The organism is Deinococcus rhizophilus (genome assembly GCF_030271215.1).
Classification (GTDB): Bacteria; Deinococcota; Deinococci; order Deinococcales; family Deinococcaceae; genus Deinococcus; species Deinococcus rhizophilus.
In genome coordinates this window covers 1-9,697 of sequence record NZ_JASNGB010000110.1, presented here as the reverse complement: position 1 = coordinate 9,697, position 9,697 = coordinate 1, and the positions used below count along the sequence as shown (strand labels likewise).

The window sequence follows — 9,697 nt, the reverse complement described above, 5'->3', positions numbered from 1 at the left end:
GGGACTGGAGACGGACGTGCCCGATCCCTGGGCCGCCCACGACGCGGAGGCCGCGCGGCGCCGGGCACTGGTGGACCGGGCCTGGGAGACGACGGGGCTGCACGGGGATGACCTCGTCGCGACCCTCGCCGTGGCCGCCGACGCCTACCTGGTGCGGCGGGGCGAGTCGGGGCTGAGCGTGATCGCGGGCTATCCGTGGTTCGCGGACTGGGGACGCGACACCATGATCGCGCTGACCGGGCTGACGCTGACCACCGGGCGGCACGACGAGGCCCGCGCCCTGCTGGACACCTTCTTGCGGACGCTGCGCCGGGGCCTGATTCCCAACAACTTCCTGGAGGACGGCACGGGCGCCGGATACAACACGGTGGACGGGGCGCTGTGGCTGGCGGTGGCGCTGGAGCGGTACGTGGCGGCGACGGGCGACCTCGCCTTCGCGCGGGAGGCGCTGCCCCGCCTGCGGGAATTGCTGGACTGGCACGTGCGCGGCACCGACCACGGCATCCGGATGGACCCGGCAGGCGGTCTGCTGCTCGCCGGGGAGCCGGGCGTGCAGCTCACCTGGATGGACGTGAAGATCGCGGACTGGGTGGTCACCCCCCGCCACGGCCAGCCGGTCGAGATCCAGGGGCTGTGGCTCGCGGCGCTGGGGGCCGAGGAGCGGCTCTCGCATCTGCTGGGAGAACGGCCGCACTACGGCGAACGGCTCGCCCAGGCGCAGGCCAGCTTCGCGGCGTTCCTGACGGGCGAGTTTCCCGCCGACACCCTTTCCCCAGAGGGCGAACCCGACCCCAGCGTCCGCCCGAATGCCCTCATCGCGCTGGCGCTGCCCGACACGCCCGCCGCTCCCGCGCGGGTGGAGGGGGCGGTGCGCCGGGCCGAGGCCGAGTTGCTGACCTCGCTGGGGCTGCACACCCTCAGTCCGCTGGACCCGCGCTTCCGGGGGAACTACGGTGGCGACCAGCTCGTGCGCGACGCGGCCTACCACCAGGGCACCGTCTGGCCGTGGCCGCTGGGCGCCTATATCGACCTGCTGCTGGGGCGGGGCGAGGTAGGCCGTGCCCGCGCCACGCTGCGGGGGCTGACGGGCCACGTCGGGGAGGCGGGGGTGGGGCACGTCAGCGAGGTGTTCTCGGGCGGAAGCCTGCGGCCCGGCGGCTGTCCCTTCCAGGCCTGGAGCGTGGCCGAACTGCTGCGGGCGCACGTGGCGGTGGCGCGGGCCGAGCGGGGAGTGCCCGGCCCCTAAGCCCGCCAGAAAGACCGTGTGGCGCACGGCAAGCGGGGACACGTCCCCACACTTATGTCCTTGACGCCCCCCCACCCGGGGCCTACAGTTCGTGTCATGGAGACACTTGCCCTGCCGCCCCAGGCCACCCAGGTTGGTCTGGCGGTGGACGTGGCGGCCTTTGCCATGCACGGGGGCGAGTTGCAGGTGCTGCTGGTGCAGCGCGGCGAGCTGCCCCACGCCCGCGACTGGGCGCTGCCCGGCGGCTTCGTCCACCCCGGCGAGGACCTGCACGAGGCCGCCCTGCGCGAGCTCCGCACCGAGACCTCGGTGACGCTGGAGCCCCGGCACCTCGAGCAGTTCTATACCTTCGGGGCGCCGGGCCGGGACCCGCGCGGGCGCATCGTGTCGGTGGCGCATCTGGCGGTCCTCGCGCACGGCACGGTGGACGTGACGGGCGGCGGGCACACCCTGGGCGCGGGGTGGTTTCCGGCGCACCGCCCGCCCGCGCTCGCCTTCGACCACGCCGCGATCCTGGCGCGGGCGCTGGGGCGGCTGCGGGTGCGGCTGGACTACGCGCACCTCGCGCTGGAATTCCTGCCCGACACCTTCACCCTGCCCGAACTCCAGCGGGTTCACGAGGCAATCCTCGACCGGCCCCTCGACAAGCGCAATTTCCGCAAGCGGCTGCTGGCGCAGGGGCTGCTCGTTCCCAGCGGCGAACGGCGCAGCGGGGTGGGGCGGCCCGCGCAGCTCTACCGCCGGGCCAAGGGAGCGAAGGCGGCGGCGCTGTAGGGACGGGCCGACGGGTCGGGGCATCCCCCTGCCGGGCACGGTCCCCGGCGAGCCCCGCCGGTACAATGGGCCAGCTATGGACATGAAGAAGCTCATGAAGCAGATGCAGCAGGCGCAGGTCGCCGCCGCCAGGATTCAGGAAAACCTCGCCGCGCAGTCGGTGGAGGGCACGGCCAGCGGCCTGGTGACCGTCACCATGAACGGGCACGGCAAGGTCATGGCCCTGAAGATCAAGCCCGAAGCGGTGGACCCAGGCGACGTGGAGGCCCTCGAGGACCTGCTGCTGGTGGCCCTGCAGGACGCCAGCGCGAAGGCCGATGCCCTCCAGCAGGACGCGACGCGCGGGCTGGGGCTGCCCGGCTTCTGATGGGAAGCCGTCAGCGGGGGCGAGCATGAAATACCCACCCAGTCTGGTGGCGCTGATCCGCGAACTGTCCCGGTTGCCGGGCATCGGCCCCAAGAGTGCCCAGCGGCTGGCCTTTCACCTGTTCGAGCAGCCGCGCGAGGACATCGAGCGGCTGGCCGGGGCGCTGCTCTCGGCCAAGCGCGACCTGCACACCTGCCCGGTCTGCTTCAACATCACGGACGCCGAGCGCTGCGACGTGTGCAGCGACCCCTCGCGCGACCAGCAGATCATCTGCGTGGTCGAGGAACCTGGCGACGTGATCGCCATCGAACGCAGCGGCGAGTACCGGGGGCTGTATCACGTGCTGCACGGGGTCCTGAGCCCGATGAACGGGGTCGGCCCCGAGCGGCTGCACATCCGGCCCCTGCTGCCGCGCGTGGGGGAGGGCATGGAGGTCATCCTGGCGACCGGGACCACCGTGGAGGGGGACGCCACCGCCCTGTACCTGCAACGGCTGCTCGAACCGCTGGGCGCCGTCGTGAGCCGCATCGCCTACGGCCTGCCGGTGGGCGGGGCGCTGGAATACGCCGACGAGGTCACGCTGGGCCGGGCGCTCAGCGGGCGGCGCCGGGTCAGCGAGGCCGCGCCGCCCGCCGTCCCCCGCAAGCCGGAAGACGAGGGACCCGAGCCGACCTCCGCTCCCCTCTGACCCGCCCCTCCCCCGCCCCGCCCGGACCTCTCCCGGCGGGGTTTTCCTCGGGAGCGGGTACGGTGGGAGGATGGAGACCCCGGTGACGCCCGCCCCGACCGACGAGTGGTTCCGGCCCGTGCCCCTCTCCGGGCGGCACGTCACGCTGGTGCCGCTGACCGAAGCGCACGCCGCCGACCTGCACGCGGGGGCGGACGAGGGCACCTCCGCGCTGCTCTCGCGTGGCGGCCCCGACCCGCAGACGGTGGAGGGGTGGGCCGGGTACATCACCCGGCTGAACGCCCTGCCTGCGCGGCTGAACTGGGCGGTGCTGGTCGGGGGCCGTGCCGCAGGCCGCATCAGCTACAGCGAGGTCCGGCCCGCCGACCGCTGGGTCGAGATCGGCACCATGCTGGTCCCCGCCGCGCAGGGCACCGCCGCCAACCCCGAGGCCAAGCTGCTGCTGATGGCCCGTGCCTTCGGGGAGCTGGGCGCGAACCGGGTGCAGTTCAAGGTGGACGCCCGCAATGCCCGCAGCCTGCGCGCGATGGACAAGCTGGGGGCGGTGCGCGAGGGCACCCTGCGGCAGTACCAGGTGCGCCCCGACGGCTACGCCCGCGACAGCGTGATGTTCAGCGTGCTGCGCCGGGAGTGGCCGGGGGTGCAGGCGGGCCTGGAAGCGCGGCTGGCCTCGCGGTGAGGGCCGCCGCCTGGGTACACTGGCCCCATGCCTGCCCCCCTGCGCGTGCTCGGCGTGGTCCTCGCCCTGAGCGCCCCCCCCGCCCTGGCCCTGGTGGTCCCCATGAAGGGCTGGACCCCCGTGGGCGGCAACGCCAGCGTCTGGGCCGACGCCTCGGGCGCGTGCCTGCTGCGCGAGGAACGGCACGGTCAGGCCCTGCCCACCTTCCGCACCCCGGCCTCGGCCCGGACCTTCGCCGTGCGGCTTCAGCGAACGCTGGGCGCCCAGAAGGCCGTGTCGGGGGTCGTGACCCAGCCCGCCCAGCGCGGGGACACCTGGGGCGTGCTGGCCGCCTACACCCACACGGCGAACGGGGTGGCCTACCGCATCGGCCAGCTGTACCTCAGCGACGCGGGCCTGCTGCGAACCGTGACGGGCAGCAGCGCCCAGCACGAGGCCAGCCCCTGCGTGAACGAGATGCGCGAGTTCCTGCGGCACGGGGTCAGGTAGCGGGCAGAGGCGTCTGTGCCCCGCCGAACCCGCTACGCTGCCCGGCATGGCCCGCCGCGTCAACCCGATTCAGGACCGCGCCCGCCGCGCCGCCCTGGAGCGGGCCGCGTACCTGGCCATCTACGAGCGCGGCTACGCGGGCGTGACGCTGGCCGACATCGCCCGGCACGCGGGGGTCAGCAAGGGCACGCTGGCCTACCACTTCGGGAGCCGGACGGGGCTGCTCGCCGCCGTGATGCGCCGCTTCACCCGCACGGTCACGGTCGCCACCCGCCGGGCGCTGCGGCAGGCGGGCACGCCCGAGGCCCAGCTGCGCTCGTACGTGGACAACCAGTTCTACGGGGTGGAGAACACCCGGCGCTTTTACACGGTGTCCCTCGACTTTCTGGCCGCCGCCACCCGTGACCCCGAGCTGATGGCGGTGCAGCGCGACTTCCTGCGCGAGACGCTGGCCCTCGACCTCGAACTCGCACGGCTGGGGGGGGAGGAAGGGGCCGGGGAGCGGGCGCGGCTGCTGCGGGCGCTCGTCGAGGGCCTCAGCGTGCGTTTCCTGGCCGACCCGGAGCCTGATCTGGAAGCGTACCGGGCCGAATGCCTGCGCGGCTTGCGGGCGCTGCTGGGGTGGCGGGGCTCTGGCTTGTAGGGGGGGGTGTCACAGAGGCCCCCCTTCACCCCGGGCCCTCGCCGGGCTCCCTCTGCAAGCCGCTTTGCGAGTCCCACGGAGGGAGGGGCAAAACTCGCCCTCACCCAAAGCGGGCCAGCGCCGCCGCAATCTGCCGGGCTCCCTCCAGCAGCCGGGGACCGGGACGGCCCAGCCCACTCTCGGGGACGGCGACCACCGGTACTCCCAGCCCCCGCGCCTCGATCACCTCCGGGCGCAGTTTTTTGGCCCCGCACCACGAGCAGACGATCAGGTCGGGGCGGGCCGCCCGCACCTCCTCCAGCGTGAGGGGGGAACTGCGGCCAGCCCGGTCCCCCAGCGCGTTGACCGCCCCCAGCCCGGCGAGCAGGTCCGTGACCCACGACTCGCGCGTCGCCGCGATGATGGGCCGGGGCCACCACTCCACCAGCACGCGGGGAGGCCGGGCGAAGGGGCGAGTAAGGCTGGAGAGTTCGGCGCTCAAGGCCCCCGCGACCGCCGCGCCCCGCTGGGAACAGCCGATGGCCCCCGCGATGGTGCGGATGTCGGCCAGAGTGTCCTCCACGCTGACGGGGTCGAGAACCAGGGTGGGCAGTCCCCCACGCTCCAGCCCCTCCACCACCCGCTCCATCCCCGGCACACTGAGGCTGGCGAGCACGAGGTCGGGCCGCGCCGCCGCGACCGCCGCCACGTCGATGCCGAGGTCGGGACCGACCCGGACGGCCCCCTCCAGGCCGGGCGCGTCGCTGTGGCTGTCGACGGCGACGACCTGCCCCGCCGCGCCCAGGGCCGCGAGAATGTCCGAGTTGGAGGCGGTCAGCGAAGCGAGGCGCACGCCCCAGGGTAGCCCAGGGGGCGCAGGCGTCCCGGCCCGGCGAGGGTGAGGGGCAGGGCTGCCCAACCCTTTGCCTAACCCTCCGCGCTTTCCCGCTCAGCGCGGGCCAAAGGGCCCTGACCGCATGGTAGGCTGGGGCGGTATGAAGAACACCTTTGCCGTCACCATGACGCTGCTGCTGGCGCTCACGCTGGGCGGCTCGTATGCCGGGTACCGCGTCGCGACCACCCCGCACCACGCCGAGGAGGAGGAAGCCAAGGCGGGTGCCGAGGGCATCGGGGACCCCACCACGCAGGACGTGAAGAGCGAGGACGCCCCCTCGGCCAAGAGCGCCGCGACCCAGGGCTCCGACCAGCTCACCCAGCCGCAGGGCGACACCCGCCCCGAGTCGCTGGGCGGCGAGCAGTCCGGGGAGAACGGCGCGGTGGCGGCCCCCGGCGGGCAGGAGAGCGGCGGCACCGAGGAGTCCACCCCCGAGGGCGACGGCGTGGGCGGTCAGGAGGAGACCAGCGGCGTGCCCTCGCCCACCGCCCCCGAGGGCGGCGACGAGGAGACCGAGGTGGGGCAGACGGGGGCCTCCAACGTCGAGCGGTCCAGCGCGGCCAACCCCACGGTCGAGGATTCGGAAGCTGCCGACATCGCCGACACGCTGGGCGGCGAGAACCGCGACGACAACGAGGCCCCGCCCCGCCAGCAGGGCGGCGGCGAGCAGGGCGAGGGCACCCCGGCCCAGGGCGCTCCGGCCGGAGAACCCGGCACGGACGCGGGCGACGCAGCGGCGGGCCAGACGGTCTTCGCCTCCAACTGCGCGGGGTGCCACGGGGCCAACGCGCAGGGAGGCCTCGGCCCCAGCTTGGTCGAGGCCGACGGTCCCAAGAACTGGACCCTGGCGCAGTTCGAGACGGCGCTGCGCGAGGGCCGCACCCCCGAGCGCGAACTCGCGCCCACCATGCCCCGCTATCCCGAGGCGCAGCTCAGCGATGCGGACGTGGCCAACCTCCAGGCTTACCTGAAGTCGCTGTAACCAGCCTTCCCCCGCTGCCCCCGGTTTCCCATGAGCCGGGGGCGGCTTCTATGCTGGGCGTATGGCACGCCTGCTCTCGCCTGTGCCCCTGCCGGACTGGGAGGCCCAGGTCACCCCCGCGAGCCCCGAAGCCCTGCCCGGCGCGGCGGGCCTGCTGCTCCCCCACGACGGCGAGCCGGTAGCGGACGTGCGGGACCGCCCGGNCTGTAACCAGCCTTCCCCCGCTGCCCCCGGTTTCCCATGAGCCGGGGGCGGCTTCTATGCTGGGCGTATGGCACGCCTGCTCTCGCCTGTGCCCCTGCCGGACTGGGAGGCCCAGGTCACCCCCGCGAGCCCCGAAGCCCTGCCCGGCGCGGCGGGCCTGCTGCTCCCCCACGACGGCGAGCCGGTAGCGGACGTGCGGGACCGCCCGGACCGCTGGGCGCTGCTGGCGCTGGCGTCGGAGGCCCTGCGCCGGGGGGTCCCCACCCTCGCCTGGGGCACGGGCGCGGCGCTCGCGGGGCGGGTGCTGGGCGCACGGGTGCCGCCCGGTGGTCCCGCCGGGGAATGGACAGAGACGCCGCGTGGGGCGGTCGTCCACGTCTGGGAGGGGGAGGTGCCCCTGCACTGGACCCACGGTTCCCTCACGGCCTGGGCCGGGCCAACCCTGCCGCCGGACTACAGGGCAGCGTTTCTGGCGGAATTAGAAAAGACGGCTCCCCGCCTCCCGGCCACCCCATTGGAGGCCGTCGGCGGCGAGGCGGCGCTGCGGCCGCTGCTGGCCGACTTCTACGCGCGGGCACGGGCCGACGAGCTGCTGGGGCCGATCTTCGCGGCGCACGTGCGGGACTGGGACGCCCACCTGGAGCGCGTCACCGCCTTCTGGATGACGATGCTGGGAGGCAGTCCGGCGTGGCGGGGCAACCTCAACCACGTCCACGCGGGGCTGGGGATTCGTGGACCACAGCTGGAGCGCTGGCTGGCCCTGTTCGCGGACTCGGCACGGGCGCACCTCCCGCCGGAGGCCGCCGACCTGCTGCTGGCCCGTGCCGGGGTGATGGGGGCACGGCTGGGGAACCGCTCCCGGCCGGGGCGCGTAGGCTAGGGGGTATGGTCAACATTCCCTTTCTGCCCCGCTCCGGCGACCCCCTGCCCGACGGCGTGACCCGGCCGACCTGGGTGATTCTCGACCTGCACGGCTCTTACCCGGCGCGGCAGCCTGCGAGCCCGCTTCAGGCGCTGCTCAACCGCACCGAGACGCTGGAGGCACTCGAAGCCCGCGCCGAGAAGCTGCGCGGGGCCGAGTGGCTGCACGGGGTGCTGGTGCGCTTCTCCGAATTCACGGCCTCGCCCGCGACCGCGCACGCGGTCCGGGGCATCCTCTCGCGGCTGGCGGCCGAGAAACGGGTGGTCGCCTTCCTGCCGCAGCTCACCATGACCGGCCTGATCGCGGCGAGCGGTGCCCGTGAACTCGTCTCGCCCGAGTCGGCGGACGTGATGGTGCCGGGCTTCGGGCTGGAGCAGACCTTCCTGGGCGAGTTCCTGCGCAAGAGCGGCATCGAGTTCGAGAACCTGCGTATCCGCGAGTACAAGGCGGCCCTGACCCGCTTCTCGCAGGACCAGATGGACGACGCCAACCGCGAGCAGCTCACCGCCTACCTGAACGGGCTGGAGGCGGCCTGGGCGCGTGACCTCGCGGCGGCCCGCGGCGTGAGTGAGGACGTGGCCCGCGCGTGGCTCACGGGCGACCTCACGAGCGCCCACGCGGCACGGGACGCGGGCCTGATCGACCGCGTGGCCTACGAGGACGACCTGATCGGCCCCGGCACCCGGCCGCTGGCGGCGGTCCTCGACCTGCTGATGCCCAGAAAGCCGAGCAACCCCAGGGCCGGGCGGGTCGCGGTCGTGTCGCTGGTGGGCACCATCGTCACCGGCAAGAGCAAGACCAACCCCCTCCCGCTGCCGCTGCTGGGCGGCCCGCAGGCGGGGTCCGACACCGTGGTCGCGGCGCTGCGCCACGCCAAGAAGGACAAGACGACCAAGGCGATCGTCCTGTACGTGGACAGCGGCGGCGGCTCGGCCCTGGCCTCCGACCTGATCTGGCGTGAGGTGGCGACCTCCGAGAAGCCCGTCGTCGCCGTGATGGGCGAGTACGCGGCGAGCGGCGGCTACTACGTCCTCACCCATGCCAGGCACGTGGTCGCCAGTCCCTACACCCTCACCGGGAGCATCGGCGTGGTCAGCGGCAAGCCGGTCCTGCGCGAGTTCAACGCCCGCCACGGCCTGAGGCCCGAGGCGGTGGGGCGTGAGCGGGCGCTGATGTACACGGCCTCGCGGCCCTTCTCGGAAGACGAGCGCGAGCACGTCAAGCGCGGGATTTCCGAGGTCTACGACCGCTTCGTGGGCCGGGTGGCCGAGGGCCGCAAGATGACCACCGAACAGGTCAACGAGATCGGCCGGGGCCGCATCTGGAGTGGCCTGGACGCGCTGGAGCTGGGCCTGATCGACGAACTGGGCGACCTTCAGACCGGCCTCGCGCGTGCCCGCGAGCTGGCGGGCCTGCCCCGCGACGCGCCCGCCTGGAACGCCGCGCCCGCCAGGACCGGCCCCTTCCCCGACTTCGCCCAGGAAGCCGCCGACGCCGCCCGCATCAGCGTGTGGCCCTTCGGCCGCGAGCGGGTGCTGACGTGGTTCGATCAGGAAGTGAAGGTGCGGTAGAACCAACCTACCCTAAACATTAATCTCCTTAATCTCGATCTCATTTTGCCCCCCCAGAAAACTTAATCTCTCCTCATCACCACAATTTTGGAGGAGGGTTGTATGAAGAAGATCAGTGCAATGTTGGCCGCTTTGGTTCTGTCGTCTTTCCTGGGTGTGGCACAGGCTCGTGAAGAAGGGCCTAAGCTGGAGTGGTGCGGGGCAGGTAGTGTCTACTGACATCTTGCAGTTTTAGAAAAGGCTGTCTGGAACGCGCTT

General features: G+C 73.3%; 11 protein-coding genes. 10 read left to right on the top strand and 1 reads right to left on the bottom strand.

The genetic code is table 11. The features are described 5' to 3' along the window. The 7 genes from QOL99_RS11515 to QOL99_RS11485 all read left to right on the top strand — a co-directional run. Positions 1 to 1,246, top strand: a 1,246-nt coding sequence (locus QOL99_RS11515) for an amylo-alpha-1,6-glucosidase (protein WP_285523989.1), incomplete at its 5' end; no start/stop codon positions are given. A gap of 96 nt (positions 1,247 to 1,342) precedes the next feature. Further along, a complete protein-coding gene (locus QOL99_RS11510) occupies positions 1,343 to 2,020 on the top strand; it encodes an NUDIX hydrolase (protein ID WP_285523988.1) in 678 nt (225 codons plus the stop codon). 76 nt (positions 2,021 to 2,096) lie between these two features. Continuing rightward, complete coding sequence (locus QOL99_RS11505) at positions 2,097 to 2,387, top strand: YbaB/EbfC family nucleoid-associated protein (RefSeq protein ID WP_285523987.1); 291 nt, start codon at positions 2,097 to 2,099, stop codon at positions 2,385 to 2,387. Between the two features lie 25 nt (positions 2,388 to 2,412). Further along, entirely contained in the window at positions 2,413 to 3,075 is a 663-nt protein-coding gene (recR, locus tag QOL99_RS11500) for a recombination mediator RecR (RefSeq protein WP_285523985.1), read from the top strand. Between the two features lie 70 nt (positions 3,076 to 3,145). Beyond that, positions 3,146 to 3,754, top strand: a complete 609-nt coding sequence (locus tag QOL99_RS11495; RefSeq protein ID WP_285523984.1) for a GNAT family N-acetyltransferase — start codon at positions 3,146 to 3,148, stop codon at positions 3,752 to 3,754. A 27-nt stretch (positions 3,755 to 3,781) separates the two neighbouring features. Beyond that, positions 3,782 to 4,243: a hypothetical protein gene (locus QOL99_RS11490; protein ID WP_285523982.1), complete on the top strand. Its 462-nt coding sequence runs from the start codon at positions 3,782 to 3,784 to the stop codon at positions 4,241 to 4,243. A gap of 46 nt (positions 4,244 to 4,289) precedes the next feature. Continuing rightward, complete coding sequence (locus QOL99_RS11485) at positions 4,290 to 4,886, top strand: TetR/AcrR family transcriptional regulator (RefSeq protein WP_285523980.1); 597 nt, start codon at positions 4,290 to 4,292, stop codon at positions 4,884 to 4,886. Between the two features lie 100 nt (positions 4,887 to 4,986). Here QOL99_RS11485 and QOL99_RS11480 read toward each other — a convergent pair whose 3' ends face one another. Then, positions 4,987 to 5,718 (bottom strand): helical backbone metal receptor, encoded by a 732-nt coding sequence (locus QOL99_RS11480; RefSeq protein WP_285523979.1) that lies wholly within the window; start codon positions 5,716 to 5,718, stop codon positions 4,987 to 4,989. A 142-nt stretch (positions 5,719 to 5,860) separates the two neighbouring features. On the opposite strand from QOL99_RS11480, the gene QOL99_RS11475 reads away from it, so the two are divergent. From QOL99_RS11475 to QOL99_RS11465, 3 genes are all read left to right on the top strand, one after another. After that, complete coding sequence (locus QOL99_RS11475; RefSeq protein ID WP_285523978.1) at positions 5,861 to 6,742, top strand: c-type cytochrome; 882 nt, start codon at positions 5,861 to 5,863, stop codon at positions 6,740 to 6,742. 271 nt (positions 6,743 to 7,013) lie between these two features. Next, the gene (locus QOL99_RS11470; protein WP_285523977.1) at positions 7,014 to 7,826 is read left to right on the top strand and encodes a group III truncated hemoglobin; all 813 of its coding nucleotides are present in this window, start codon (positions 7,014 to 7,016) and stop codon (positions 7,824 to 7,826) included. Positions 7,827 to 7,831: 5 nt separating this feature from the next. Next, positions 7,832 to 9,439, top strand: a complete 1,608-nt coding sequence (locus QOL99_RS11465) for a S49 family peptidase (RefSeq protein WP_285523975.1) — start codon at positions 7,832 to 7,834, stop codon at positions 9,437 to 9,439. Positions 9,440 to 9,697 lie beyond the last annotated feature (258 nt).